26 protein-coding genes are annotated in these 26015 nt (G+C 41.1%); 11 read left to right on the plus strand and 15 right to left on the minus strand.

The window, feature by feature from the left end:
• Positions 1–400 precede the first annotated feature (400 nt).
• The 3 genes from GKO22_RS09530 to GKO22_RS09540 all read left to right on the plus strand — a co-directional run bounded on the left by GKO22_RS09530 (position 401) and on the right by GKO22_RS09540 (position 3827).
• The gene (locus tag GKO22_RS09530; RefSeq protein ID WP_166334466.1) at positions 401–1552 is read left to right on the plus strand and encodes a TlpA disulfide reductase family protein; all 1152 of its coding nucleotides are present in this window, start codon (positions 401–403) and stop codon (positions 1550–1552) included.
• Between the two features lie 268 nt (positions 1553–1820).
• Entirely contained in the window at positions 1821–2201 is a 381-nt protein-coding gene (locus GKO22_RS09535) for a hypothetical protein (protein WP_166334468.1), read from the plus strand.
• Positions 2202–2261: 60 nt separating this feature from the next.
• Positions 2262–3827 (plus strand): DEAD/DEAH box helicase, encoded by a 1566-nt coding sequence (locus GKO22_RS09540; RefSeq protein ID WP_240920239.1) that lies wholly within the window; start codon positions 2262–2264, stop codon positions 3825–3827.
• A gap of 106 nt (positions 3828–3933) precedes the next feature.
• Here GKO22_RS09540 and GKO22_RS09545 read toward each other — a convergent pair whose 3' ends face one another.
• Positions 3934–4236 (minus strand): hypothetical protein, encoded by a 303-nt coding sequence (locus GKO22_RS09545; RefSeq protein WP_166334470.1) that lies wholly within the window; start codon positions 4234–4236, stop codon positions 3934–3936.
• 215 nt (positions 4237–4451) lie between these two features.
• Between GKO22_RS09545 and GKO22_RS09550 the strand changes: the two genes are divergently transcribed.
• Positions 4452–4892, plus strand: coding sequence for a hypothetical protein (locus GKO22_RS09550; protein ID WP_166334472.1), 441 nt, complete (start codon positions 4452–4454; stop codon positions 4890–4892).
• A gap of 66 nt (positions 4893–4958) precedes the next feature.
• On the opposite strand, the gene GKO22_RS09555 is transcribed toward GKO22_RS09550, so the two are convergent.
• Positions 4959–5540, minus strand: coding sequence for a DUF4142 domain-containing protein (locus GKO22_RS09555; protein ID WP_166334474.1), 582 nt, complete (start codon positions 5538–5540; stop codon positions 4959–4961).
• A gap of 552 nt (positions 5541–6092) precedes the next feature.
• Between GKO22_RS09555 and GKO22_RS09560 the strand changes: the two genes are divergently transcribed.
• Together GKO22_RS09560 and GKO22_RS09565 are read left to right on the plus strand one after the other, a co-directional pair.
• On the plus strand, positions 6093–6578 hold the full coding sequence (locus GKO22_RS09560) for a hypothetical protein (RefSeq protein ID WP_166334476.1): 486 nt from the start codon (positions 6093–6095) through the stop codon (positions 6576–6578).
• Positions 6579–6654: 76 nt separating this feature from the next.
• On the plus strand, positions 6655–6864 hold the full coding sequence (locus GKO22_RS09565; protein ID WP_166334478.1) for a hypothetical protein: 210 nt from the start codon (positions 6655–6657) through the stop codon (positions 6862–6864).
• A 46-nt stretch (positions 6865–6910) separates the two neighbouring features.
• Here the strand turns inward: GKO22_RS09565 and GKO22_RS09570 are convergent, their stop codons facing one another.
• From GKO22_RS09570 to GKO22_RS09600, 7 genes are all read right to left on the minus strand, one after another.
• Positions 6911–7441 carry a hypothetical protein gene (locus GKO22_RS09570; RefSeq protein WP_166334480.1) on the minus strand — a complete coding sequence of 177 codons (531 nt, stop codon included), beginning with the start codon at positions 7439–7441 and terminating at the stop codon, positions 6911–6913.
• A 108-nt stretch (positions 7442–7549) separates the two neighbouring features.
• On the minus strand, positions 7550–8047 hold the full coding sequence (locus GKO22_RS09575) for a hypothetical protein (protein ID WP_166334482.1): 498 nt from the start codon (positions 8045–8047) through the stop codon (positions 7550–7552).
• A gap of 46 nt (positions 8048–8093) precedes the next feature.
• Positions 8094–8843 carry a LytR/AlgR family response regulator transcription factor gene (locus GKO22_RS09580; RefSeq protein WP_166334484.1) on the minus strand — a complete coding sequence of 250 codons (750 nt, stop codon included), beginning with the start codon at positions 8841–8843 and terminating at the stop codon, positions 8094–8096.
• Positions 8844–8847: 4 nt separating this feature from the next.
• Positions 8848–10464, minus strand: a complete 1617-nt coding sequence (locus tag GKO22_RS09585) for a sensor histidine kinase (RefSeq protein WP_166334486.1) — start codon at positions 10462–10464, stop codon at positions 8848–8850.
• A gap of 185 nt (positions 10465–10649) precedes the next feature.
• The gene (locus GKO22_RS09590) at positions 10650–10925 is read right to left on the minus strand and encodes a hypothetical protein (protein ID WP_166334487.1); all 276 of its coding nucleotides are present in this window, start codon (positions 10923–10925) and stop codon (positions 10650–10652) included.
• Positions 10926–11453: 528 nt separating this feature from the next.
• Entirely contained in the window at positions 11454–12665 is a 1212-nt protein-coding gene (locus tag GKO22_RS09595) for an enolase C-terminal domain-like protein (RefSeq protein ID WP_166334489.1), read from the minus strand.
• 255 nt (positions 12666–12920) lie between these two features.
• A complete protein-coding gene (locus GKO22_RS09600) occupies positions 12921–13508 on the minus strand; it encodes a pentapeptide repeat-containing protein (RefSeq protein ID WP_166334491.1) in 588 nt (195 codons plus the stop codon).
• Between the two features lie 170 nt (positions 13509–13678).
• On the opposite strand from GKO22_RS09600, the gene ligD reads away from it, so the two are divergent.
• Positions 13679–16150 carry a DNA ligase D gene (gene ligD, locus GKO22_RS09605; protein ID WP_166334493.1) on the plus strand — a complete coding sequence of 824 codons (2472 nt, stop codon included), beginning with the start codon at positions 13679–13681 and terminating at the stop codon, positions 16148–16150.
• Here the strand turns inward: ligD and ku are convergent.
• A complete protein-coding gene (gene ku, locus GKO22_RS09610) occupies positions 16147–16905 on the minus strand; it encodes a non-homologous end joining protein Ku (protein ID WP_166334495.1) in 759 nt (252 codons plus the stop codon). The genes ligD and ku overlap by 4 nt on opposite strands.
• Before the next feature lie 175 nt (positions 16906–17080).
• On the opposite strand from ku, the gene GKO22_RS09615 reads away from it, so the two are divergent.
• On the plus strand, positions 17081–17671 hold the full coding sequence (locus tag GKO22_RS09615; RefSeq protein WP_166334497.1) for a riboflavin synthase: 591 nt from the start codon (positions 17081–17083) through the stop codon (positions 17669–17671).
• 9 nt (positions 17672–17680) lie between these two features.
• Here GKO22_RS09615 and GKO22_RS09620 read toward each other — a convergent pair whose 3' ends face one another.
• Entirely contained in the window at positions 17681–18622 is a 942-nt protein-coding gene (locus tag GKO22_RS09620) for a hydrogen peroxide-inducible genes activator (RefSeq protein WP_166334499.1), read from the minus strand.
• Positions 18623–18764: 142 nt separating this feature from the next.
• Between GKO22_RS09620 and GKO22_RS09625 the strand changes: the two genes are divergently transcribed.
• Positions 18765–20924 carry a S46 family peptidase gene (locus GKO22_RS09625; protein WP_166334501.1) on the plus strand — a complete coding sequence of 720 codons (2160 nt, stop codon included), beginning with the start codon at positions 18765–18767 and terminating at the stop codon, positions 20922–20924.
• Positions 20925–20999: 75 nt separating this feature from the next.
• Here the strand turns inward: GKO22_RS09625 and GKO22_RS09630 are convergent, their stop codons facing one another.
• On the minus strand, positions 21000–21314 hold the full coding sequence (locus tag GKO22_RS09630; protein WP_166334503.1) for a hypothetical protein: 315 nt from the start codon (positions 21312–21314) through the stop codon (positions 21000–21002).
• 104 nt (positions 21315–21418) lie between these two features.
• On the opposite strand from GKO22_RS09630, the gene mazG reads away from it, so the two are divergent.
• Positions 21419–22222, plus strand: a complete 804-nt coding sequence (mazG, locus tag GKO22_RS09635; protein ID WP_166334505.1) for a nucleoside triphosphate pyrophosphohydrolase — start codon at positions 21419–21421, stop codon at positions 22220–22222.
• 17 nt (positions 22223–22239) lie between these two features.
• Positions 22240–23388 carry a serine hydrolase domain-containing protein gene (locus GKO22_RS09640; RefSeq protein ID WP_166334507.1) on the plus strand — a complete coding sequence of 383 codons (1149 nt, stop codon included), beginning with the start codon at positions 22240–22242 and terminating at the stop codon, positions 23386–23388.
• Between the two features lie 73 nt (positions 23389–23461).
• On the opposite strand, the gene GKO22_RS09645 is transcribed toward GKO22_RS09640, so the two are convergent.
• The 3 genes from GKO22_RS09645 to folB form a co-directional block, all read right to left on the minus strand.
• The gene (locus GKO22_RS09645; RefSeq protein WP_240920240.1) at positions 23462–24745 is read right to left on the minus strand and encodes an ammonium transporter; all 1284 of its coding nucleotides are present in this window, start codon (positions 24743–24745) and stop codon (positions 23462–23464) included.
• A gap of 238 nt (positions 24746–24983) precedes the next feature.
• The gene (locus tag GKO22_RS09650) at positions 24984–25427 is read right to left on the minus strand and encodes an Hsp20/alpha crystallin family protein (protein ID WP_166334510.1); all 444 of its coding nucleotides are present in this window, start codon (positions 25425–25427) and stop codon (positions 24984–24986) included.
• A 171-nt stretch (positions 25428–25598) separates the two neighbouring features.
• The gene (folB, locus tag GKO22_RS09655) at positions 25599–25964 is read right to left on the minus strand and encodes a dihydroneopterin aldolase (RefSeq protein WP_166334512.1); all 366 of its coding nucleotides are present in this window, start codon (positions 25962–25964) and stop codon (positions 25599–25601) included.
• Positions 25965–26015 lie beyond the last annotated feature (51 nt).

Consider the following 26015-nt stretch of genomic DNA (forward strand, 5'->3'; position numbering starts at 1 on the left):
AGGTTAGAGAATAGGAGTAAATTTTAGATGGAAACACCTTGGTTATTATTATTCATAAAGCTCACTGGACCATAAGTAAGTCAAGTATCGGTGTACCAACTGCTTAAATATACAAATAAAATAATCATGAATTGTGATCAAAATATATTTTTTTCTTTCCAACGCGACTTTATATAATAATCATTAAGTCTAAAAATCAAATACATAGCTATTTCGAAGCACGTCAATAAGTGATCTTCAATGCATAATTCTCAATTCTTACCCATTTTCATTAAATTTACTATTTTTGTATGATCACATTCATTATCACTTTCTAATTCAAGATAATGAAAGTGCACCTAACTACCCTTCAAATGAACGGTAAAAACAACCCAATCAACCTCATTAAGCGTCAACTTCCATGAGTTTATTATCAAGAAGCATCACAACACTCAAGATCCTGATAACCGCCTTTGCAGGCGCTCTAGCTATCGCAAACGCTTCCATTGCGCAATCTAAATTTACCATCAGAGGAATTGTTGAAGATGTAAACAGTGGAGATAGTATCTTTTTATCTTATAGAGAAAATGACCAACACATAGTACACAAGGTCGTAGCTAGCAATAAATTTTTCACTATAGAAGGATACGTTCAAGAACCGATTAAAGCATCGCTTTATAGAAATGAAAATCCGCAGCTAATAGATTATACTACTGACTACATTAAATTATATCTTGAGTCCGGTGATATTACCATTAAAGGATCGAAAAGTCTATCCTCTGCGCGTGTTTCCGGCACTGCGTTAAACGACAGTTTTAATCTGCTACAAACTAAAATCGATCAAATTAGATCTCGGTACGATTCGATAAAAGAACCTCACTTGCTAACAGAGCAAGAAAAAAAAGATACTGCTTTTATCAATCGCAATTCCTACGCACTAAACAAGCTACATTTTGAAATTGTGGATGAAGAATTAGCATTTGCGGAGGCAAACACGGATTCTAAGATAAGTCTTGATATTTTAGACAACCGCTCAAGAATCAATAACTACGTTGATAAAGTTGCATCAATCTATGAAAAGCTGTCAGAGCAACTAAAACAAACACCGCAAGGAAATGAAATAGAGAGTCGAATATGTAAAAAAAGAATGGTTACTGTAGGAACACAGGCGCCCAACTTTGTTCTGCCCGATTCAACTAAAAAACCTATCAGCTTATCTTCTTTACGAGGTGGCTACGTATTACTGGATTTTTGGGCCTCATGGTGTCTACCGTGTCGTGAGGGACATCCGAATTTGATTTCTCTATATGATACCTACAAAGATTCCAATTTTCAGATCGTAAGTGTATCTATAGATAAAGATTATAATAATTGGATTTCTGCAATCTCTGAAGATAACCTATCATGGCCACAGGTATCGGATCTGAAAGCAAATAAGAGCGAGGTGTATCTGAGATATGGCATCACATCCATACCGTCAAATTTTTTGCTTGACCCCGATGGCATAGTGATCGCAAAGGATTTAAAGGGAGAGGATTTAAAATTAAAATTAGAGGAGCTACTTTCGAAATAGGTCATAATCGTGCTGTGTAAACTTAATTACTCAATCCAAAAAACCTCAGCCCGACTCTACTCATTACCTGACTATTCCCCACCACTCATAAGGTTTCTTTATTCAGCATCGCCAAATGCGCTCTCACAAAATAACATAACATTATCTCCGCTGAGTAGCAAATACATGCTAAATGTGTAGGGAAAAGAACAAATCACCGCATTCGGAGTTCTTACTATGCTATGGGTCTACATGTAGATGCATTAGCGCTTACTAGAAATTAGTCAATATGCATTTGTCAAAAAGTTCTCATCAAGTCGTCGATGCTAAAAGCAGGGCAGCTTATGATCTATTTTTTGATGAATATGCAGCAGTTATCTATGGTCTAATTAACCATACCTCCTATTGCCAAAAGGAGAAAGAAGAGATTTTTGCCCAAGCAGTGCATGTGCTGTGGAGCGAGCGCTGCCATACCGTATCTCCCGAAAGATTAGGTAATCTAGCCATCATCAAGGCAATAGCAAAAATCGCAATTAGTTTACGTACCGTAAATGATATGTCCATTAGCACACTCAGCAATACCAAAGATAGGCTACAGTGGGCCAAGGATTTTATCCATCACTTGCTAACCAAAAGTGCTGAGCTAGGCAGCCAAAATAAGACAGCATAGTTCAATCGCGCTGTCTCCCCAACATTGTTTTCAAGTAGTATTTCTTCGATGTAAATTATTATGGATACGGTCAAACATTCGGACTCCATACTAGGTTTTATTTCTATGAAATGCATCAATACCTCTACCAAGAAAAAGTCTGCAAGTAGGACACCTTATTATTTTCAGCAGAATGATATTGATCTGCTATTTGGCAAATTGGCAGCCGATACGCGCGACAAACGCCGCATCCTGTACCAACTGCCTACCGGTGGTGGCAAGACCTTAATATTTTCTGAAATAGCGAAGCGTTATATTGAAGAGCATCAAAAGAAAGTAATTGTACTGACGCACCGAACGGAATTGTGTGCACAGACCACACGCGCGCTGAAAGAGAGCGGCGTAGTCAATAAGGTGATTAATAGTAAAGTGAAACGCATTCCTAAAAAGGATCTATTTCACTGTTTTGTGGCGATGGTAGAAACCTTGAATAACCGCATCGATGAAGGTATGATCAATACTCACGAAGTCGGTTTGATCATTGTAGATGAAGCACACCACAACTCCTTTCAAAAATTATTGGATCGATTCGAAAATGCTACCGTGATCGGTGTAACGGCAACACCATTCTCATCCGATGTTAATCTACCGATGAACGGCTTTTATGAAGAATTGGTGGTCGGCGCTCCTATTGCTCAGTTGATTAATGAGGGATTTTTAGCAAAACCCAAGTACCACGGTTACGATGTCGAACTAAACAGTCTCCAAACAGGTAGCAACGGGGATTTTACCATTAGCACATCCGACATGCTCTTCGGTTCGGATGCTATGCTCGATTTACTATTGCACGCCTATCAGTCACATGCACTTAAAAAGAAGACGTTAATATTTAATAACGGCATTTTCACCTCTCGCCGAGTGCTGGAAGTATTCGAAGCTGCGGGATACCCGATACGTCATTTGGACAACAAAACGTCCAGCGCCGAGAGAGAAGAAATTCTAAAATGGTATCGTAAAACAAAGGGCGCCATCCTGACTTCGGTATCGATCTTGACGACCGGTTTTGATGAACCAAAGACGCAAGCCGTGATCCTGTATAGAGCCACGACTTCGATCACGCTGTACCATCAAATGGTGGGGCGTGGAGCCCGGCGTTTGCCAAAGAAAGCAACCTTTACTTTGGTCGATTTAGGAAATAATGCGGATCGATTTGGCAATTGGGATGCAGAGATTGATTGGCAGCATGTGTTTGAAAATCCTGACATCTACCATGAAAGCATGAAACATACGGTAAGCAATATCCGTCAGATCGATCCGGAGATGCGTACACGCTTTCCCAACAGTCTGGAAACTTCCTTCGATATGCTTTCCGCCTATCAGGCATTGATCGCAGCGGACGAAAAACCGAAGAATGCCATACGCGACTCCATCCGGCAACATGCCAGCATGTGTCTAGAAAATAGCGAAAACACCACCGAAGCTTTGCAGCTGGTGGAATACTTGCACGCAGAAATCAATATCCGTATTAGAGAATATGCAAAATGCTTAGGCAACGTCACGAAGAATTATCGGGAATGGCTGCGGGAAGATTATCTGAATCGGCTGCAACAGATGATTCGCCGGTTGAAAGGAAAATTGGCGGGTTAATACGTATCGTATGGCCTTTCTCAGCTTAGGTTAATTGCTCGTCAATCTATAAAAACACCAAAGCCTCTTGTTGTTCAAGAGGCTTTGGTGTTAAAAGAGGCAGTGGCTAGATTGCCGCTACGTCTACCCTTTCAAATTCGGTAAAGGTCACATTTGGATATTGGATCTTGCAATAATCTGCAAAATTACCCAGTACCATTTGCTCATTGTCGATCCGTAAGGATTTGTTGACGAAAAATTTGCCCTCTGTTTTGTCTACCTCACACCAAGCGCCCACTTCTTGTCCGCCGTTTACATACACGCCCGAACCGTTAAGATTCGTTTTATCAGAATGTACATCATAGTATTCGTAGCTCGTGTCGCCAGCTTGCTCAGCCTTCAAACTTGTTTGATTTGTTTTATGTATCATCGCTTATTTCTTTCTACCTAAAAGAGATCTACGCTCGTTTTGTTTTCCCGCTATATGTAATAGACTGAGCAATAGTGGCATTCAGTTTAATAGGATGATACAGGGATAAACAATTGCGCTGTACGCTTGTTGTCTTAGCACATATGACCTGGTGAGAAGCATGCTATGAGTACGCGTGCTATTCGAGAAATAGTCATCACCATAAAACGCATACCATGAAAAAAACATTGGGAAACCTCGTAGGCGGCCTTGTTGGCGCTGCCGTTCTTAATATCGTACATCAAGCAGTTGCACAATTTAGTGAGGATGCGCCGCGCGTAGACAAGGTGGGCGAAGAAGCACTTTCCAAAGGGCTCGGCAAAGTCGGCGTACAGCCACCGCAAGGGGAGAAATTATTCTTGACGACGCTTGCTGCAGATGTGATTAGCAATGCCGCTTATTACAGCCTTATCGGCATGGCGCGTCGCAAAAATATCATTGGTCTTGGGTTGGCATCTGGTCTTATCGCCGGAGCAGGCGCATTGGCCTTAACCAAGCCTATGGGTTTGGATGACAAACCTATCACGCGCACCACAAAAACAAAATACATGACGGTTGCTTGGTATGCCATCGGCGGACTAGCAGCTGGTTTGGTGATCAAATCATTAAGAAAGTAGGTGAAAAACTAACAAAGCCCCGCTATATAGCGAGGCTTTAAAGTATATCGTTTTTATACGAATGACTTATTTCATGTCAGCGTGCATCTTCTTCACCATCTCTAGGTGTTGTTTTACGACAGGCTCTGTTTTCGCAGCAAAATCACGCAGTTGCTGATCCAGATTGTTTTTTGCACCATCTTCCATCACTTTATGCGCATCTTCATGTCCTTTGACCATCGCCTCGATATAAGCCTTATCGAATTCCACACCTTCTTTCTTCATCAAATCTTGTTTCTTCTGCTCGTGCGCAGCATCTAGTGAGGTCGGTACCATCACATTCTTTTGATCGGCGATGGATTTCAATTCCTCATTTACTTTTGTATGATCGTTGACCATCATCGTCGCAAACTCCTTGACTTTTGAATTGCTGCTTTTGTCGACGGCCAGTTTGCTCATCTCTACCTCAGCCATACCTCCTATTGCTGCTTTTCGTACAAAAGCAGTATCCGCCTGGGCATTACTCATGGCCTCGTCGTTAACCGCAGGTGGTGTAGTCGCCACACCCATCGTAGTATCAGAAGTTCCATCGGTCTTGTTCGCACTGTTGTTACAAGCGGTCGCCGCTAATATAGCCGAAACTGCCAGTGGATAAATTACATTTTTCATAGTTATCAATTTTATATGTTTATAAATGTTTTTCTTCTGTTGTACAACGATTTATATGTCTTTTAGTTTTAAAAGGTTTAGAAAGACTGTCTTGAGGAATGATAATTTAATGATTACATAACCACAGCTAACTCTCCATTCCCTAACGCACCATTCACCATACATTCAGGGAAGATTAACCTTTAATAGGCGTCTCCTTGTCGTTTGTAAGTACAGTTCTAATACAGTACCAATACAGTACCAATACTCAAAATGACTATGTTAGTTACACTAACGATACACTAACAATACGGGAAAGGTGAAGCAATGCCGAATCAGTGGGCGATCTATCTCCAATTAATTTGGCCTTTCAAGGCAGTTGAAAAGAGCTATAACCCAAAATTGAATTAATCATCACAGCGTTAATAAACTGTTAATCAGCGGCCAACTACCGGAATAAAAATACAAATAAGATTAAATTACTTAACTTGCAGTTATGCGTTAATTTATACCCATGGTATTCTGATTTTTTTTTAGAACCGCTCGCACACAGCTAGAAAAAAGCGACAGGTAATGGCAAAACAAATAGACATATCGAAATTGATCCAAATGGTCAACCATCTTTCCTCATCGGAAAGTGGCATCAACCGCTTTGCCTTCGGCAAGAAAAAGGGCGTGAGTGGCAAACGTGTCTTGAAAGATCCGAAGTTTCAGCGTACACGCGAAAATGCTTATGAATTCGGCCGTGCCTCCAAAAAAGCCAAGCAAATACGTCAGCAGCTCCACTATGTCACGAGAGAAATGGCCGATAAATCGCTAAGGACTAGATTGGTTTCCTTGGTACACCGCATACAGAAAAGCGACAGCAAAAGCTTGCGGGGCGATCGCATGTTACGAGACGAAAACACGCCCCAATTGCGCGGATTTGAATTTAATATCAATAGCAGCCTATCCCACCTCTTGGCAGAGCGGCTGATCACAAAGTTCGATCGCATTTCTGGAATGGCGACACTTAAAATCCCGCCTTTCGAACCTGAAATCGGCATGAAAAAAACATAAGGGTGCTACACATATAAAATTTCGATTTGCAGTTGCTGCGCTTCCAAACACTGAAGAGCGATTGCCTCGGCCGATCATGACGGAGACGGATTACATTCCGCTCATGGGCTATTACGAAGGGGATGAACTGCGGGCAACACTTCCTGCTCCCACATCGGAAGTGGTGTACTGCATTGCGGGTATATCGATACATCAAATCATCCACGGCACGTATTATCCACTAGTGAATGGACTACATAATGCGCTTACCATTACACTAGTAGATGTGTCGAAAGAAGTAGAATAAGCATTGTAATGCTTGTTCTATTTCTTCTTTAATCAATGTTCTCGCACTATTTTTTACGTCCGTAATCCAACCATTGTTCCTCTACAAAATTTAGTTGTCCATTATGCTTTAGGTAAAATCTGAAAAGTAGCGGTTCATAAACCATAGCATATTCACTCTCCTGCACACCAAAATCAATTTCCTTAGAAATGTTCATCTTCTCAAATATTCCGACCTGATCAAACACGATAATCTCGACACTATCTAATGTTAGGAAACCGATGCTTGCCGCGCTATAATCCTTCGAATGCAATTCAAAGAATCTAGGTTCGACAATTGAAAAGTCAAAAAACACGCTATCCTGTCTGTTCTTGACATTTAAAATATTGATATCTTCGAATCCCAAGTCACCAATACCGTATTCTTTCTTTAGTATATCAACGGCTTTTCTAAGAGAAGAAGTATCACCCTGATAGGCGAATTCAGATAATTCCTTCACGTAACTATTTTCCTTGCTATCAGCCGTCGTGGCGGATTTATCATTAATACAAGCGATTATGACTATGGAAGTGATACAAATAAATACGAATAGCTTCATCAAAACAGATTTTGTAGCGATATTATTAAAGTTCTATATAACAGATGTGCAATCGATACTTTTTACATAAAATAAGAGTGAATTATTAGCTATACACTTTCCTTATGTCTAGAACTTATCACTTGCTTTAAGTTTCACCTTTGAATACAACACATCATCAATAGCGTCGTAGGCTTTAAAATGATAGTTATAATTTATCAGCGATTTTATCACAGAAGCTAGCTGAGCGTTATTATACAAATATTGCCCTCGTGCGTTAAAAAAATCATCATTACTATTGAAATAAACACTATTCCGATTTTCTACGATAATAAATATATTTTCAGAATAGCCATCTAAAGAATTCTTCGCGACTCCAAGAGATGAATTGTCTGTTAAACTGGAAGAAATGACTTTTTCTATCGAATCAAATTTTTCAGGCGTTACAGTAACATCCTTTAGACTCCTTATTGTTGCTGGCACTAATTCCTCATAGCTCCCAAAATCTGGCCATGTATTCGGACCATCATCAAAAAAACCATTTGAAAAATAGATTAAAATTTCTTTCTCTTCGGTGTTACAAGCACTTAAAAGTATCATTGTAATTAATAAACAAGCTAACTTCATAACTCAAAAATTTATTCATCCATTTTCATCAAGCAGCGAAAGCTAATCAACACACCCCTCTCAAAGCTTTTTTCACAGTATCTTTATTTGGTTTAGAAATTGGAATTTTCTGGCCGGATAGTAAAAGTAACACACCACCATCTTCTTTCAGCCAGCTTTTCACGAATTGTGGGTTGATGAGGTGACTTTGGTGCGTTCTCAGAAAACCATTCGGAGAGAGCATATCCGCATATTCTTTGAGCGATTTGGACACCATGATCTGCTCACCATTGGATAGGAAAAACTGCGTATAGGTATTGTCTGCTTCACAACGAACAATGTCGGACAAGCTGACATAGCGTATCTCTTGCTGCATTTGCAATGCAATTTTGCTTAGGCTAGTATCTGGTTTTTGCAATTGCTGTAGAAAAAAATCAAGTTGCGCGGTCTGTTTTTGCGTCGCGAGCTTCGCTCCTGCTTTATCGACCGCCTGCACCAATTCTTCGATATCGATTGGCTTCAACAAATAATCTAAGGCAGCACATTTGACCGCTCGTATGGCATAATGGTCGTAAGCAGTCACGAAGATGACTTCGAAATCGCGGGCAGGCAGCTGTTGCAATACATCAAATCCCGTCTTATCGCCGAGCTGAATATCTAGAAACAACAGATCGGGGGCATATCTCTGCACCACCTCAATAGCAGTGGATACCGTTTGCGCTGTCGCAACGATGCTCATCTGCGGGCAACGCTTTTCGAGTAAAGTCCGCAGGTTTTCCAGATTAGAAATTTCGTCATCAATTAATACTGCTCTCATTATGCTAAAGCCAATCGGTTAAGGTCATGCTAACTACGGTTCCGCTGGTAGTCGAGCGGATATCTAAGATAACTTGATTTTCTTTATAAATACTATTTAATAGTGCTACCCTGCGTTGGCTCAACAGCAGCCCCAAGCCATCACTTTTCTGTTGGGTATCGAAGCCATGTCCATTATCGGTGATGGTGAATAGTAAATCATTGTTGCGCCGTAAAAACTCAATCGTGATCATGCCATCAGCGCCTTTTTGCGCTATACCATGCTTCACGGCATTCTCTACGAAAGGCTGTAGCAGCATACTGGGAATTTCAATATTGGCAAGATCGACCTCATCAGCAACTTTGATGTCGTATTGGAAGCCAAACCGCAACTGCTCCATCTGCAAGTAATCGTCGAGCAATGCTTTTTCTTGTGCCAAGGTAATCCGTTCGCGATCATTGAGCACATTACGGGTTAGTCGGGCAAATTTCGCCAAGTATTGATTAGCATGATCTATCTCATTTTTGTTCATGAGATTTTGAATACCAGCCAATGCATTGAATAGAAAATGCGGATTCAATTGCGAACGTATGGTACTGAGTTGCAACTTAACAGTATTCTTTTGTTGTTCTTTTTCTTCCAGCACCTTTCTATTTCTTCTTTTTATGATAGTAAGCACCATTAAAAATAGGAAACCAAGAATTAGAATTACCAGGAAGGTGTACGTTAACAATTCCTTCTGACTGTAGATCTCCTGATCTAAAGTAATAGCGAGTGTATGTCTGGCCGTATATTTTTCAATATCTGCTGGGGTCATATTACAATCTAGACAATTTTTCCAGTCTATCGATGGCTGAATGATGATCTCATAATCGCCTGATTTTTTGAAAATGCTTTTATCAAGGTTTACGTTAGGTAAATGCTGACCATCTTCGTCCATATAACCCAAATAGAGCCACGCAGAAGATTCAAAGATAATTTTATCACTATGTTTATCTTTTACAGAAATGCCGTATGCATAGTCAATATCTGACCGTTCTCTTACAATCGTTAACTGGGAATCATTCTTCGTAAAAGTAAAGGTGGTCTTGTCCTTTCCTAAATCTATGAAGTCAGCATGATAGCCATTATCATTTTTTGACTGTTTTGTAAGGAGTTTGATCTTAGCTTTCGGAATTGGTTTCCCGTAAAACACATTTTTGTAGATATTGGCAGGTCTTTGGATATCATAGGTGAGTATGGTAATGGTTTGATTTTTAATAGGGAATACACCCAATGACATAAAGTCAAATATTTCTTCATCACCTCTACTGCCTTCTTTAAGCTGCGCCATGTCAATCGATTTATTGACTATTAATGGCTTGTCATCGACCAAGATGGTGTAACGGTAATTCTGTACAGTCTCTGTTTTCTTAAAGTAAATTTCAATATTTACAGCATTGACATCTGGCAGGAAATTAAAGTAAGTGTTGGGTTGATTTGGAAAAATATTAGCATAGTACACGTTCTTGGCAGCACTATCAACCTGCATATTCAATCTTCCTCCTGCGGCGTAATTGTAATTAAAGTCAATGCCTTTTTGTGCATATACTGTGCTGAGCGCGACAATAAAACTGAGGATGGTGTAGATGAGCTTTATCATAATGTTTAAGTTTGATTTTTCTCAAACTTGTCACAATTATAATAAATCTAAAACCCGAAAACAGCAAAGACCGCTATGGAATTAGTAAAGTTGCTATTGGGTGCAGTATTTGAATATTGAATCAGCAGACTGATGCGATTAACTCAACTACTGTCAAGTTGCTTGAAATATGGGAACCTCTATGTCTAAGCTTCTTCCACACTTACACTATTTTGTGATCGCTCAAAATACAATTCCAGCGCCCTGTTCGCGATTCGTGCAATAGCGGGTTCTGGCCACTCATAACTCGTGAGCTCTTGATTACAATAGGCAAATAATGCTGAGATATTATATAAATGATCTTCATTATGCTGAACCGCAAAACTCATAAACACGCTCCGAAGCATTTGAATATGATGCTCTTCTAAGTTACGTGCAACCTCATGATTTATAAGATAATCTTCAATAAGTTTTTCAGTCATATTGTTTGTCGTTTTATGTACTAACTCGTACGGACTTTGCATCATTGGTCGATGATAATAGCATACTTCCCAAAACTATAATCTTTAAAAAATCTCTCCTGTGATAATTACCTAATGACGCTATAAAGGCAGCAAAAATACAGTCTTATTTGTAATTAAAATATAATTAGTAGTAAATGTCCCGTATTTGTCCCGTCGACATGGTTTTGATATTTTCTTTGATATGGCATATAGTGACTTTTATCGTTTTTAGGATGATTTTAACGAAAAGGGGTTGGAGATTTGGAGGTTGCATGATCGTTTTTGTTGCGCGCCATAAACTTGATTGATGACTTTCAAATCATGATTACGGGTCACTACATGAGCGTAGATTTGTCAACGTGTACGACTATCAGAGCTAGATACATTAAAAACGCACCATTACAGTGCGTTTTCTATTGTGACCTTTCAAGAAAGGTATAATTTAGTCTGGACATGAACACGTTTTTAATCAAATAACGCTCACGAACAGACAAAGAAGGTAGATCATTACACTTCCTTCAACAATCGCATCCCAAAGCCAGGCAATGCTGGAGGTATCAATTTTCCATCTTTCAATTGATAACCAGACAGATCCACATCTTCAGACGTACTCGATACGCCTTCAATAGTCACGACATTACCCAGACCACCAGCCAGATGAGCGGTGTAGTATGATTTCAACAATGATCCCCAGGCGTGTGGTGAAGCCGACGTATTGGTTTTCTTTAATTCCGGAATCAATTTGCGCCAATTGGTAAATCCCAACTCTTCAATATCGGTGAGGTGTACATCCAGCAATTTCTTCTCAATCAAGGTGTTTAAGAATTGTTGATCGGCATCGGCTTCGCCATCAGCGAGCAAAGGATTTAGTCCTTGTCCTTTTAGGTAAGCTCTTAGCTTCTCATACTCTGGTACCGTTTCGTGGAAAGGCTCTTCAATCCAAAATAACTTGACGCCAGCAATTCCTTCTAGGTATTGAATAAATTCCTCAACCGAGAACCCATTGTTGCCATCCACCAAGATTCCACAATCTGGAAATGCGCTGGCAACTGCTTTGGTGACTTCTATATCGCGCTTCAGCCCTTGTTCGAATGGCATCCAACGGTGACCACGACCAATCTTCAACTTAAACTGCCGATAACCCAGATGGTAATCATACTTACACTCTTCCAAAATCTTCTCAATACCACCCGGTTGATGCGATGGCTCCAGATCATCAAAGTAAATCATACCGCTATAGCAATCCGTAATGATTGGCTCCGATTGTCCCAACAGTGCATAAACGGGTTTGTTGAGAATGACGCCGGCGAGATCATGCAACGCAAAATCGAAGGCAATATGACTTGGGGTGGTAATGCCCAACTCTGGCTTAAACAAGTCAGACACCTTCTTGCCGACTAATTGTGTACTGAGGTTTTCCGCATCACGCCGGCTTCCGCGCAGCGAGCCCCAACCCATCGCGCCTTGATTGGTATCGATCATACAAATCTCAACACGCGGGCCATAGCCATGTAGATCCAATCGGGCATTTTTACCGACCAACCTTGGGTATTGTAACCTCACATTCGAAAATCGTATCCGCTGAATGGTGTGATGGGATAAGTCGTCGGCTGGGCGATCGGCTAGACGTTCCATCAGTGATTGACCATAGGAGCTCTGCCCTAGCGTGGTCGATAAAGCCCCAATACCCAGAGCCTGCAAGAAATTGCTGCGTTTCATAGTGTAGAATTTATAGTTAGCGGCACTTGAGTGCCTAAGTTTATATCATCGTCCCACTCTAGACAAATCAATATTATGACTTGCTATAACGATTTATCTTTTTGAGCTAATAATTGACATAGCTAAGCTCATATCAGGAAAAATCGATCTACTGGAACGGGGCGTTTAGTTTATAATGTGTTGTAAATATAGCATTTATACCAAACTACGGTCAAGAAAAACAGGAAAATAAGTGAGGCGTTCAGATGACTCAGCTTAATGATTGTTATAATCGATATCTAGATTGTATTTCAATAGCAGACCACTTAAGTTCATAGCAGAGAATTTCGCTTTCTTCATTTTATTACGATCGGGATCTATCGCAAAGTTGACTGCCGTACTAAAATCTACTTTTTCTAGATTGGTATTGGAAAAACGAGTCGCGGAAAGATCACAGTTTTGAAATGATGAACTAGTCAGGTCGGCTTCGGTAAATTCTACCTCCTTGAGCTTACAGTTGGTAAAAATGGTTTTCCGCAACTTCGTACCGAAGAAATTGCTATAATCTAGATAGCAGTCGGTAAAAGAAAATGAAAAGGCAAACATATTGCAGCGGGTAAAATCCAGACCCAGCATCTTGCAAGCGATGAATTCCGCATTTCTAAAACCGACACCATCGATCAGCGCCATCGTAAGATCACATAGTTGGAATGTACAGTCTTCGAAAGCATTGCCCATCAAGTCACTTTTATTAAAATTGCAACTCACAAAGGTGCAGTTCACAAATTCTCGATTCCTCAATTTCTTCTCTGAATAATCGACTCCTGTAAATGTTTTATCTTGATGTACTACCGTTTCTTCCATGCTTTCCAGTGTAAGCGAAGATGCGAAAACGACATAGATAACGCAAAAAATATATTGAAAAATAAGTGGATAAATTCTTTAAAGACCACAAAATCATCGTACACGTACTACCTCTTGCGGCGGAATAGAATCCATAGCAAACCAATCCATCGGCCAAACGTTTTCTGGATATGGCGAAGCTCAATACATATCAGCAGAAACGCGATTTCGACAAAACAAAAGAGCCAAAGGGCGATGAGACAACGAAACGTTCTGCGAAAAAATTGCGCTTCGTGGTGCAGCGGCATCATGCCTCACGATTGCATTATGATTTCCGGTTGGAAATGGATGGCGTCTTGAAAAGTTGGGCTATTCCCAAAGGACCTTCCCTCCATTCAACTGATAAACGTTTGGCAGTAATGGTCGAAGACCATCCGTTGAGTTATCGTACATTTGAAGGCGAGATACCCAAAGGAAGCTATGGTTTTGGAACGGTCACCATTTTCGACGAAGGTTATTATACCCCTTTGGAAAAGTCGCACGGGGAAAAAGAGCTGTTGGCTGAGCTAGATAGTGGTAGCCTAAAAATTGTACTTCATGGCAAAAAGTTAAAGGGCGAATTTGCCTTGGTACGTATGAAACATGCTCAGGATGATAATGCCTGGCTTCTGCTGAAACATAACGACAAATATGCTGTGGAGCAAGCATATGATGCAGAAGACGAAGTCAGCGCAGCGGATAAAGCCGCTGGAACACGTTTTCGCGAACAAACTGCTAATTCGACCAAAAAAGTAGTAAATCCCACCACAACCAATTCATTCGCATTCGAACCAATGCTCGCCGTTTTGGCGACCGCCACCACCGAAGATGACGATTGGATTTTTGAGCAAAAACTAGATGGATTTCGTGCAATCGCGCATCTATCGAAAAAAGATGTTCAGCTACGCTCCCGCAATGGGAAAAGCTTCAACAAACAGTTTCCCTCATTAGCGAATGCGCTAAAAACCGATGAACGCTCACTCATATTGGATGGAGAAATCGTGGCAGAAGACGCCAAAGGAAATTCGCGCTTTCAGCTGTTGCAGCACGGAGAACCTCTGCCTGCCAAGTATCAATTGGTGTATTATGTATTCGATCTATTAATGCTGGATGGCAATGATCTACGAGAATATCCGCTGGTAGAACGCCGTGATTTGCTGGAACGTTGGATGAAAAAGGTTAAAATTCCTAATGTGCGTTTGGTAGAAAGTATGCAAACTTCGGATGAAAAGGAAGCATTAAAAATGGCGCAGAAAAAGAACTGGGAAGGTGTCGTCGCCAAAATGAGCGACAGCACCTATCTATCTAACAAACGATCCGATGCTTGGCGCAAATTGAAGCTGTTGCAATCCCAGGAAGCCATCATTGTCGGATTCACCGCAGCTGCTGGCAGTCGCGTGGGATTTGGAGCATTGGTCTTAGCGGTCATGCAAGAAAAGCAATATCAATACATTGGAAATGTAGGAACTGGCTTCACGGATGTACAGTTGAAAGAATTGAGCGTGCAACTGAGCAAGATTAAAACTACGAAAAAACCCTTTGCAGCATCGGTCGCTGTGGCCAACGAGAATAAAGTAACTTGGGTAAAACCCAAACTAATAGCGGAAGTTACATTTAGTGAGTGGACAACGGAAAATCATCTTCGACATCCCGTATTTAAAGCTCTACGTCACGATAAGAAGATTCAAGATATCACCAAAGTCCTACCATTAGTAGAAGTGGTCAATGAGCGCGAACTGTCTTTTGGCAGAAAGAAACTAACCTTATCCAATCAAAAGAAAATATATTGGCCTGATGACGGTATCACAAAAGGTGATCTATTGCATTACTATGAGCAAGTCGGCGAGCTGATGTTGCCCTACCTGAAAGATAAACCCATTTCGATGAATCGCTTTCCCAATGGCATCCAACAAAAGGGTTTTTTTCAAAAAGATGTGGACAAGAATACCGGGCCAAACTGGTTAAAAACCGTAGCGCTAGAATCCGAATCTACTGGCAATACGGTAAATTACCTGATATGCAATGATCTGCCAACCTTATTATGGATTGCTAATATGGGATCTATCGAGATCAATCCTTGGTTGGCCACGTATCGCCAGAAAACAAAACCTGTTTTTGCCGTATTGGATCTAGATCCTAATGGTGCAGATTTCACAGCAGTCGTAGCCGTAGCCAATACGGCACACGCGATATTAGATCAAGCTGGCGTACCCAACTTTATCAAAACATCGGGATCTACAGGATTGCACATTTATATATATGTGGCCGAGCAATATAGTTTTGATGTTGTCCGTGATTTTATGGAAATGGTAGCCGAATTGGTGCACGAACAACATCCAGACAATACCAGCGTAGAACGGTCACCATCTAAAAGAAAAAAGAAAATATATCTGGACTTTATGCAGAATAAACGTGCGCAAACCATTGTAGCGCCCTATTCCGTACGTCCTAAACCTGGCGCTACCGTTTCGACACCTTTGGCATGGGACGAGGTAAACGATGACTTGAGCATAGCGCAGTTTTCCATGAGTGCTGTATTGACCAGAATAGAATCGCAACAAGATCCCTGGAAAGATATCTTTGAGCATAAAGCTAACTTAAAGAAAGCTATTGCTTCCTTTTAAGCCAGACTCGCTTTCAATTTTGCCAACAATTCAGAAGCTTTGGTATTCTCCTTTTCGACGTTAATTTTGCGAATACTAGCACGCTTTCCTTGTGCCTTCTTCTTGATGATTTTTAGCAATTCCTTGCTATACTCGTTGCGAAAACCTGATATATCAAAATCCGAGCTGTTCTGCTTAATCAACTTAGTAGCCATATCCATCTCTGTCTTGGCGATACGGGTACTCGGAATTTTAAGATCGGACGTGGCGCGAATTTCTTCTTCGAAACGCAATTTGTTTAAGAGTAACATCCCATCATAAGGCCGTACAATAGCCAAGTTTTCTGTCGTACGCATGACGAAAGTACTTAAGCCGACGTGACCCGTTTTTTCCAACGATTTATACAAAAGGGAATAGGCTTTTTCCCCTCCTTTCTGTGGCTCCAAGTAATACGGCGTATCAAAGTATATGGTATCAATGTCGCGCTCCTTGACGAAAGTCTGCAAATTAATCATCTTGTTTTTTTCGGGTAATGCCTCCTCAAAATCAGCTTCTTCAATCACCACATATTTATCCTTCAGCAAATATCCCTTTACGATATTTTTCCAGGCAACCTCTTTGCCCGTCTTGTCGTTGACGCGTTTATATCGAATATTGGATAGATCTTTCCGATCCAACATATCCAAATCCAGCTGACTTTCTTGAATAGCACTAAATATTTTGATGGGAATGTTTACCAGTCCAAAACCGATTGCCCCTGTCCAGATTGCGCGCATAGTGATAGATTATTTTCAAAGAAAACGAATGAGACATCTAAAATGTTTGTAGCGCTGAGTTAAGGTATCATATAGCAAGAATTTTAAAGGATGGCACCATGATACACACATTTTTTATGACGCCAAATCATTCCTTCTTCTGTTAAAAATGAATAGCTTTGTATAAAATAACGTCATGTTTACAGGAATCATCGAAGGCTTAGGTACGATTTTGAAAATCGAAAAGGAAGATCAAAATATACATTTCACCGTACAATCAGACATCAGCAAGGATTTAAAGATCGACCAAAGTATCTCTCACAATGGAGTTTGCTTGACGGTAGTGGCTCAGGATCAGCAGACGCACCGGGTGACCGCGATCCAAGAAACTTTGTTGAAATCCAGCTTGGGGAATTTAAAAGAAAACGATGTGGTTAATTTGGAACGCTGTACGGTTGCTGGCGGACGATTGGACGGTCATATCGTACAAGGACATGTAGACCAAACTGCGGTTTGCGTAGATATCGAAGATCAAGGTGGAAGCACACTCCTCACCTTTGAGTACGACGCTTCGTTGAACAATATCACCGTAGAAAAAGGTTCTATCACAGTGGATGGCATCAGCCTCACGGTTGTCAATTCGCGCACCAATCGTTTTTCGGTAGCCATTATTCCTTATACCAAAGAACATACAAACTTCGCGCATATTGCTGTGGGCAACGTCGTCAACATCGAATTTGACATTATTGGAAAGTACGTTAGCAAACTGCTTTCACTACGCGATTAAATAGAACAATTAATGCCGGAAGCCGAGCACATCCATACGTCGCTTGGATCTAAATCGCTCGGGCACGGCACGCCATATTTCTTGTTTCAGTGCTTCAATGGCTTTTTGCTTACTGAAATTTTTAGTCATCACGATACTGATTTCACGAACAGGTTCTGGAGATTTAAAATAGCGCACATGTTGTAACTCATCTTCGCCGTAATCCAGAATGGTTAATTCGGGTAAAATGGTGATGCCGCCATTAATGTCCACCATGCGTTTTAGGGTTTCTACACTACCTGTATTGTAGTCGAAAGTGGCATTCGCGGATTGACTTTGTCTGTATTTGCAAATATTCAACACCTGCCCACGCATACAATGCCCTTCATTGAGTAACCAAAGATTATCATCAGCAATTTCATTAGTCTGGAGCAATTTTTTTCCATACAATTTACTTTCGGCAGATACGTAAGCCACAAAGGTTTCATAGTAGAGCGGCAATTCAGCGATAGCCGAATCTTGCAACGGTGTCGATAAGATACCACAATCCAATGTACCGTTTTTAAGCTCCTGAACGATCTTTTCAGTCGTATATTCCCAGATTTGTATCTTCAACTTTGGATATTTCTTGGCAAAAGAAGCAATCACCGGTGGCAGCAAATAAGGCGCTACCGTTGGAATGACGCCAATACGAAATTCTCCCGCCAGCTGACCTGATGCTTCCTGTAAAATATCGCCAATCTTCTTACTTTCTGTCAGCACAATACGTGCTTGCCTAATAACGCGCTCACCGATCTCAGTCGGCACGACGGGCTGCCGGCTGCGATCAAATATTTTTGCCCCAAGATTTTCTTCCAATTTCTGTATCTGCATACTCAGTGTAGGTTGCGTCACAAAACACTTTTCAGCGGCAGCAACAAAACTCCGATAAGTGTCTACAGCTATAACGTATTCTAATTGAACCAGTGTCATAATATAAATTTAAACTATACTAAGGTAAACATTTTACACTTAAAATATTTCTCTTTAAGTAAAAAAACGTTAGTTGGAGACAATCTGCTACTACAGAAAGTTTTTGTAATTTTGAGATCCAACAACACAAGGTTACAAGTTTATGATTTCACACAAAGTATTATTGACGGCTCTGCTGCTCGGCGCCAGCGCTTTTCAATTTGCCGCAACCGTTCCCGACGAAGGCATGTTCCCGCTCAGCGATCTTAATCGCGCAGGACTTAAGAAAGCGGGATTAAAAATTTCAGAAAAAGATATTTACAACCCCGGAAGCATTGGCTTGGTCGATGCCTTGGTACGCGTAGGCGGATGTTCAGGTTCTTTTGTCTCTGGCAAAGGCCTTATCATCACCAATCACCACTGTGCTTTCAGCGCTGTTCAATTGGCCAGCACACCGCAACACAACTATTTAGAAAATGGTTTTGTTGCACAGCAACAAGAGCAAGAGATCGAAGCAAAGGGACTGACCATTCGCATCACCGATTCATACGAAGATGTATCCAAACAAGTTCTTGAGGCTGTAAAAAATATCAGCGATCCGCTACAACGCATCGAAGTGATCAATCAAAAGCGAAGCGAATTGGCGAAGCAAGCAGAGCAAGCCGATCCAACCATCAAAGCCGAAGTGTCTGAGATGTTTATCGGAAAGAGCTATGTCTTGTTTAAATACAAAACCATTGAAGATGTACGATTGGTATACGTACCTCGACAAAATATAGGCGAATTTGGCTTCGAAACAGATAACTGGGTATGGCCACGCCACACCGGTGATTATTCTTTCTTGCGCGCCTATGTAGCTAAAGATGGCTCAGCTGCACCTTACTCGAAAGACAATGTGCCCTACGAACCAAAGAAACATTTGAAGGTCAATCCAAATGGCGTAGAAGAAAATGATTTTGTATTCATCTTGGGTTATCCAGGTCGCACTTTCCGTCACAGACCAGCACAATACATCGAGTATCAAGAGAAATTCTTATTGCCGTACACTTCCGATTTGTATGATTTTGAAAATCAACGCATGGAGGCTGCCGGTAAACGTGATAAAGCCGTAGAATTGGCTTTGGCTACGCGTATCAAACGTAACGCGAACGTGTTGAAGAACTACCGCGGCAAGCTGAAAGGCCTGCGCAACACCAATCTCATTCAAAGTAAAATGGATGATGATGCGGCTCTAGCCAAATTTATTGACAGCAAACCGGAGTTAAAATCTGCTTACGGCACCTTGATGAATGACATCGAACAACACTACAATATGGTGTTTGCAGATGCACCTAAAGAGCTTTGGATGAATAATGTATATCACGGTGTGAAGACCTTTGATATCGTCAGCTACTTTCAATCTTTTCAAGATGCTTTGGCGCAGCAAACTTCGCCAAAAGCACAACAAGCGCTGTATGATCAAAATATCGCCAACTTTAGTAAACGGATTCCCGAACTATTCGAGGCGTATCATTTGGGTGTGGATCAACAAATTGCCGCTCACCTATTCGCAGAAGGCGCAAAAATGCAAGGTGCGAATTCTTTGAAATTCTTACAAAATACCGCTCTTGCTAAAGGGGATACGACTGGTGCATGGATTGCACAATTACTGGGCAGCAGCAAATTGAATAACGAGGCATCCTTCCGTCAAATCATAGCTTCACCAGCCAGTATTTTGGGATATAAAGACGATGTATTGACCTTGCACCGCGATTTGGCAAAAGAATATGCGCAATTCACTGCCGAGCAAAAACGCCGCGAAGGTGCGTTGAACAAGCTAATGGGTGATTATGTAGCGGTACGTGAACAGTTTATGGACAAAAACTTTGTACCCGATGCCAACTCGACCTTGCGTCTCACGTTTGGCAATATTAAAGGTTACAGTCCAGCAGATGCTACCTATATGCATCCTTTTACCAGCGTCAAAGGTTTGTTGGAAAAAGGAAATTCTGGACTTCCAGAATTTGGTTATCCACACAAGATCAAAGAAGCTTGGTTGGCAAAAGACTTTGGCAGCTATTTGAAGAAAGATATGAATGATGTACCTGTAAACATCTTGTATAATATGGATACGACAGGTGGCAATTCAGGATCACCAATTATGAATGCGCATGGCGAATTGATCGGCGTCAATTTCGATCGTGCCTACGATGCAACGATCAATGATTTCGCTTGGAATGAGAGCTATAGCAGATCCATCGGTGTCGATATCCGCTTCGTACTGTGGGTGGCAGACAAAATAGATAATGCACACTTCATCTTGAAAGAGATGGGCGTACAATAGTCTGATCATTAAAATAGAAAAAGGTCGACAGCGCATGCAGTCGACCTTTTTTTACGTATATGCTAGTACAACGTACTAATCTTTTTGCTCATCGTGCCGCGCACGGAGATCGAGCTCCAAGATAATATCTCTTTTTTTGCCCTCAATGACCGAAATATCTCCAGCCACAAATATTCCCTTTGAACCCGTTTTTACGTTTTGGATACCGTATACATGTGATTCGTCGCCAGGATCAGTATCGCCCTCGTAGCGGTAAATTTGATCAATCTTATAATCTTGCGCGGTGGCATGCAATTCATCAAATTCAATATTGTAATCTACCTCGTATCCCTCTTGCTTCAACTTCTCGATTGCTACGGAAGCTGATTCGTAATTATGTCTCGTTTTCATAAGTCTATTATCTCCTATTCTTTAAGAACTAACAACTCAAATAAAAATGTGTTTTTAAGGCTAGCATTTTTTAACTTGCTTTGAATTACGACAAACTATTTACTATGGCTTACCCAATTCCACCGGCAGTACCTACTCCAACTGCGGCTTTCGATCGATTACTCACTGTGTTAAATACGCTGCGCGAAGCTTGCCCGTGGGATAGAAAGCAAACCATGGAAAGCCTTCGCCTGCTCACTATCGAAGAAATGTACGAACTGGGCGATGCTATTTTGGAGGCTGATCTGCCTGAAGTAAAGAAAGAATTGGGCGACTTGATGATGCATTTGGTATTTTATGCGCGCATCGCGGAAGAGCAAAAAGCATTTGATATCGTCGATGTACTTAATGGCGTATGTGATAAATTGATCTCTCGACATCCACACATCTATAGTGATGTGCAAGTAGAAAATGAGAACGATGTCAAGCAGAATTGGGAAAAGTTGAAACTGAAAGAGGGCAATCAATCCGTACTTTCCGGCGTACCAAAAGGACTTCCCGCTTTGGTAAAAGCCTACCGAATCCAAGACAAAGTGCGTGGCGTCGGTTTTGATTGGAAAGATCCGGCCGAAGTATGGAAGAAAGTGGAAGAAGAAATCGCGGAATTCAAGGCAGAATTCGACCTTAATACACATACTACGATCGATACCGATCGTGCCGAAGCCGAATTTGGCGATGTGCTCTTTTCGCTAATCAACTATGCGCGTCATCTGGGCATTAATCCTGAAAATGCGCTAGAACGCACGAATAAAAAGTTCATTAAGCGCTTCACGCATGTAGAAAAGCGGACGTTAGAATCTGGTCGCCAACTGCAAGACATGAGCCTAGAAGAAATGGATGTGTACTGGAAAGAAGCTAAGAAGATGTAAACTTAAAACGGAAACCGATGCGTATCATTTGGAAATTGCTTGCTGGCTTGATCGGCCTTATTGCGATCATCATCGCAGGGATGTATATCTTTGGATATGGATATATCGTTAAAGGGGCATATGTCACCTATTTACACGGACATAAAACAGCTTATTTATCCGATTATACACATTTTGACAACCATATAATCGAACACGGAACTGGCCAAGCTTGGCCACAAGCTCGCCCAGAAAATCAGCTTGAATTACCCGATTCTTTGCGTCAGTTTCATGAAAACATCCAATCGGTTGCGTACGTCATTATTCAGCGCGACAGTGTGTTGCTCGATGCCTATTTTGATGGCTATTCCTCCGATTCAAAATCTAACTCTTTCTCCATGGCCAAAAGTGTTGTGGCCGCCATCCTCGGAAAGGCAATTTCCGAAGGGAAAATCCAAAGTCTAGATCAAAAAATCATAGATTTTGTTCCCGAGATCACCGGAGAATTTTCCTCGGAACTCACGTTCAAAGATTTAGTCAGCATGAGCTCGGGCATGCGCTGGGAAGAAGATTATTACAGTCCATTCTCCGTAACCACCCAATTATACTTTGATTCAAACATCCAAAAAGTCATTACCGACTTGCCGATCTATAAAAAGCCTGGAACAGCATTTATCTACCAAAGTGGCGACACGCAACTGTTGGGCATCGCTATACAGCGCGCAACAGGACAGAGCTTAAGCGAATTATTATCCACTTATTTTTGGCAGCCGATGCAAGCAGAGCATGATGCTTTGTGGCAAGTAGACAGCGAAGCCAATGGTATTGAAAAAGCGTACTGTTGCATTGCCAGTAATGCGTTGGATTTTGCTCGATTCGGTAAACTGTATCGGGATAATGGAAAATGGAATGGACAACAATTGTTAGATAGCGCCTACGTGCAAGCCTCGCTAAAACCGCGCTTTGCAGATTCACCAGAATATGGCTATGGTTGGTGGATGGGCACTTTCGATCAAAAGCCTTTTTTCTACATGGATGGACATCTTGGCCAATACGTCATCACCATTCCAGCAGATGATTTGATCATTGTGCGGCTGGGGCATCAAATAGACAATTTGAGTCGTTCTAATCCAGCCTCCAATTTCCATCAACTGATTGCACAAGCATATCAGCTACTGAATAAATAAAAAAACTTGTCCCGAGAACCGAGACAAGTTTCTAATAGAGGGTAGTGTAGTATAATAGAAACAATTAGAAATCTTACAACTTCTCACCGTGCTGAGAAAAGTCGAGACCAAGTTCTTCTTCTTCGTCGGTCACACGAAGTGGCGTCACAAGATCCGTTACCTTTAATAATATAAAAGCCATAATCAAGGTAAAGACTGTTGCGCCGAGCAAACCAATCACATGTGCTGTAAACAATCCAGTTTCACCGAAGAAAAGTCCGTTAGTTTCTACCGCTTCATTAATTGCGCTATGCGCAAATACGCCGGTAAGCAACATACCTACCATGCCACCCACGCCGTGACTTGGAAATACATCTAACGTATCATCTAGCTTAGATTTTGTTCTCCACTCGATACACAAACGACTGATGATCGCGGCTACTGCTCCGATAATCAATGAATGAGGCACCGTGACGAAACCAGCCGCTGGCGTGATCGCAACCAATCCGACTACGACACCGATACAGACTCCGGTAGCCGAAGGTTTGATTCCTTTGGCGGCATCGAAAAACAAGTAAGTAAGGGCGGCAGCACCCGAAGCGGTAGATGTTGTAGCTAGTGCTGTGGCGGCCAAAGCCGAAGCACCAAAAGCAGACCCACCGTTAAAACCAATCCAACCAAACCAAAGCATTCCTGTTCCCATCAATACGTAGGTAATGCGAGCAGGCACATGTGGATGTGTATGGAAATCTTTGCCGTGTTTTAAGTAAATCGCGGATGCCAAAGCGGTCAAACCAGCTGACATATGCACAACTGTACCTCCAGCAAAATCCAAAACGCCCATATTAAACAAAATACCATCTGGATGCCAAGTGGCATGCGCTAACGGCGCATAAATAAAGACGAAGAAAAGGCAGACGAAAAGCACGTAAGATGTGAATTTGATACGCTCTGCAAATGCACCTGTAATCAGAGCGGGCGTAATAATCGCAAACTTCAACTGATACATCGCAAATAAAACAAAGGGAATCGTCGGAGCACCTCCCCAAGGTTCTCCGTCGACCACGCCTTCAAACATAAAATAGGTCATCGGATTACCGATGAAACCTCCTACTGACTCACCAAAGACGAGTGAGAAGCCAAAAACCACCCATAAAACAGCGACGATGGCCATACAGATAAAACTTTGTAACATCGTGGAGATCACATTCTTCTTTTTGACCATACCACCGTAGAAATAGGCTAAGCCGGGCGTCATAATCAACACCAAGGCTGCTGAAGCAAGCATCCAAGCTACATCCGCTCCGTTATATTCATATACTTTTGAAATATCTGGAATTCCAGGATTGAAAAATGCTAAAATAACAACTATACCCATTAGTATTATAGGTATGAAAGATCTTTTTCCAGATAAACTCATAATTTTTTGTTGAAATATTAAATAACTATCCAAAAAAACAACAAAAAAATATTATTTCAAACATTTTATTGAAAATATTTGATTTAAAAATAGATTTTATAAAAAAATATCGCAGAAATAAACAAAACACCAACCTTTAAACAAAAAAGAGCTCTCCAAACCGGAGAGCTCCAACAATAATCATAAAATACAAAAACTACATTACCTCAATACTTCTTTTAGTCACGATTGCATCTTCTTTCTTCCCAATTTTGACCAATAACACACCATCTACATAATTTGCATCGATATTGTTATAGTTCACCACATCCGGAAGGGTAAATGAGCGACTAAACGAGTTATAATTGAACTCGCGTTTACTGTAGCTCTTATCGCCATTTTCTGAAGCAGTTTTCTTTTCAGCAGTAATGGTGATGAGATTTTTATCCACGTTAATCGTGAAGTCTTCTTTTTTCAAGCCGGGAGCTGCTAACTCTAATTCAAATGCAGCATCCGTTTCCACAATATTTACCGCTGGTACACGGGTTACCAGACGATCGCTGATAAACGAATCTGTAAATAAGCTATCAAACACGTTGTTGACAAATGGGTTTACTGCATCGGTGTTTACGCTACGCGTTGGAAATTTTACTAAAGCCATGATATATCCTCCAATTTTAAATTTTAATTTATTTATGGAACGATTTACAATTGCTGTACCATCGTGAAAAACAGATATAATTTATGACTTTTTAACATCTTAAAGCGAATTAAAATGCCATAATGTCTTATTTACGGAAATAATAGCCAGATTTACGAAATTCCAAGCATTTTAGCGCTGGTAGGTTAAGCCTACTACGGACTGCGACACATCGCCTCCAAAAGGAGGATTTTGCTTTCTGATATGTACCGATATTTGCGCTAGCGTGGCGTATCGTTCGAGTAAGCGATTGAGAATATCTTCGGCGGCAGACTCAAGTAGCTCTCGCTTTGGAGCCATTACCTCCACCATGATTTGATAAAGCTCTTCGTAATTAATAGTATTTTCTAAACGCTCTGCATTGGGGTTAGCAAAAGGAAAAGAAACAGAAACATCCACGTAAAATTCATTTCCCAACAACTGTTCCTCAGGATAAAAACCTATCGGAGAAAAGAACCGTGCATCTTTTATTGCTACTTCTTGCGTAATGGTTGCCATGAATGAGTAGATATGTTTATTTAAAGATAATAATAAACATAGAATTCCCTA

It is taken from the genome of Sphingobacterium chungjuense, from assembly GCF_011316935.1.
Lineage (GTDB): Bacteria > Bacteroidota > Bacteroidia > Sphingobacteriales > Sphingobacteriaceae > Sphingobacterium > Sphingobacterium chungjuense.

Coding starts and splice junctions, on each gene's coding strand:
- GKO22_RS09530 (WP_166334466.1), top strand. CDS start 401: ATGAGTTTATTATCAAGAAGCATCACAACACTCAAGATCCTGATAACC.
- GKO22_RS09535 (WP_166334468.1), top strand. CDS start 1,821: ATGCATTTGTCAAAAAGTTCTCATCAAGTCGTCGATGCTAAAAGCAGG.
- GKO22_RS09540 (WP_240920239.1), top strand. CDS start 2,262: ATGGATACGGTCAAACATTCGGACTCCATACTAGGTTTTATTTCTATG.
- GKO22_RS09545 (WP_166334470.1), bottom strand. CDS start 4,236: ATGATACATAAAACAAATCAAACAAGTTTGAAGGCTGAGCAAGCTGGC.
- GKO22_RS09550 (WP_166334472.1), top strand. CDS start 4,452: ATGAAAAAAACATTGGGAAACCTCGTAGGCGGCCTTGTTGGCGCTGCC.
- GKO22_RS09555 (WP_166334474.1), bottom strand. CDS start 5,540: ATGAAAAATGTAATTTATCCACTGGCAGTTTCGGCTATATTAGCGGCG.
- GKO22_RS09560 (WP_166334476.1), top strand. CDS start 6,093: ATGGCAAAACAAATAGACATATCGAAATTGATCCAAATGGTCAACCAT.
- GKO22_RS09565 (WP_166334478.1), top strand. CDS start 6,655: ATGACGGAGACGGATTACATTCCGCTCATGGGCTATTACGAAGGGGAT.
- GKO22_RS09570 (WP_166334480.1), bottom strand. CDS start 7,441: ATGAAGCTATTCGTATTTATTTGTATCACTTCCATAGTCATAATCGCT.
- GKO22_RS09575 (WP_166334482.1), bottom strand. CDS start 8,047: ATGAAGTTAGCTTGTTTATTAATTACAATGATACTTTTAAGTGCTTGT.
- GKO22_RS09580 (WP_166334484.1), bottom strand. CDS start 8,843: ATGAGAGCAGTATTAATTGATGACGAAATTTCTAATCTGGAAAACCTG.
- GKO22_RS09585 (WP_166334486.1), bottom strand. CDS start 10,464: ATGATAAAGCTCATCTACACCATCCTCAGTTTTATTGTCGCGCTCAGC.
- GKO22_RS09590 (WP_166334487.1), bottom strand. CDS start 10,925: ATGACTGAAAAACTTATTGAAGATTATCTTATAAATCATGAGGTTGCA.
- GKO22_RS09595 (WP_166334489.1), bottom strand. CDS start 12,665: ATGAAACGCAGCAATTTCTTGCAGGCTCTGGGTATTGGGGCTTTATCG.
- GKO22_RS09600 (WP_166334491.1), bottom strand. CDS start 13,508: ATGGAAGAAACGGTAGTACATCAAGATAAAACATTTACAGGAGTCGAT.
- ligD (WP_166334493.1), top strand. CDS start 13,679: ATGGCGAAGCTCAATACATATCAGCAGAAACGCGATTTCGACAAAACA.
- ku (WP_166334495.1), bottom strand. CDS start 16,905: ATGCGCGCAATCTGGACAGGGGCAATCGGTTTTGGACTGGTAAACATT.
- GKO22_RS09615 (WP_166334497.1), top strand. CDS start 17,081: ATGTTTACAGGAATCATCGAAGGCTTAGGTACGATTTTGAAAATCGAA.
- GKO22_RS09620 (WP_166334499.1), bottom strand. CDS start 18,622: ATGACACTGGTTCAATTAGAATACGTTATAGCTGTAGACACTTATCGG.
- GKO22_RS09625 (WP_166334501.1), top strand. CDS start 18,765: ATGATTTCACACAAAGTATTATTGACGGCTCTGCTGCTCGGCGCCAGC.
- GKO22_RS09630 (WP_166334503.1), bottom strand. CDS start 21,314: ATGAAAACGAGACATAATTACGAATCAGCTTCCGTAGCAATCGAGAAG.
- mazG (WP_166334505.1), top strand. CDS start 21,419: ATGGCTTACCCAATTCCACCGGCAGTACCTACTCCAACTGCGGCTTTC.
- GKO22_RS09640 (WP_166334507.1), top strand. CDS start 22,240: ATGCGTATCATTTGGAAATTGCTTGCTGGCTTGATCGGCCTTATTGCG.
- GKO22_RS09645 (WP_240920240.1), bottom strand. CDS start 24,745: ATGGGTATAGTTGTTATTTTAGCATTTTTCAATCCTGGAATTCCAGAT.
- GKO22_RS09650 (WP_166334510.1), bottom strand. CDS start 25,427: ATGGCTTTAGTAAAATTTCCAACGCGTAGCGTAAACACCGATGCAGTA.
- folB (WP_166334512.1), bottom strand. CDS start 25,964: ATGGCAACCATTACGCAAGAAGTAGCAATAAAAGATGCACGGTTCTTT.